Annotated in this window: 1 protein-coding gene; it reads right to left on the bottom strand. The window is 41.0% G+C overall.

Features of this window, described 5'->3' with window-relative positions:
* Window positions 1-502 (bottom strand): phage head spike fiber domain-containing protein (locus P5674_RS25865; RefSeq protein ID WP_315670487.1); only part of this gene is annotated, 502 nt, incomplete at both ends.

Raw genomic sequence — 502 nt, 5'->3', positions numbered from 1 at the left:
ATTAATGTATATGTTGTCCCAGATGTTGCAGAAAATGTACGATTTACATGGTGGGCGGTGTTTGTGCTTGAATCCTCAACTAACTTGTCACCAGTTAAATTTCCATCAAGCGCAACAATTACATTTGGCGTAATACTTGCTCGTGTTTTTGTCCAAGTCGCATTATCAAAATCCTCACTCCACGATACCAAATTAGTCCTCTGTTCCTCCACCAACGACCCTAACCGTTCACCCGTTTCAGGATTAAATGTGTATCTAGGCTTATTCACTGCGGCTGTACGAATCCTGCCTGCTGCGTCTACATACGTTGCCGTAGATGCTCTAGTAACAGTGTAAGTGTCTGTTACAGGTTCTGTTATCCATTCTTCACCATTGTAGCGTGTGTTGGATTTACCAAACTGAGTTGAAAGGGTAGGTTCTATAGAGATGCGAGGTTCAACGTTATACGTATTTGAGTCAATAACTGCTTGTATCCGTTCATTAGTTAAATACAGATTAACTT

Source organism: Limnospira sp. PMC 289.06, from assembly GCF_032350395.1.
Classification (GTDB): Bacteria; Cyanobacteriota; Cyanobacteriia; order Cyanobacteriales; family Microcoleaceae; genus Limnospira; species Limnospira platensis.
Note: the sequence above shows the minus strand (reverse complement) of the source record. Positions and strands in the feature narration are given on the sequence as shown.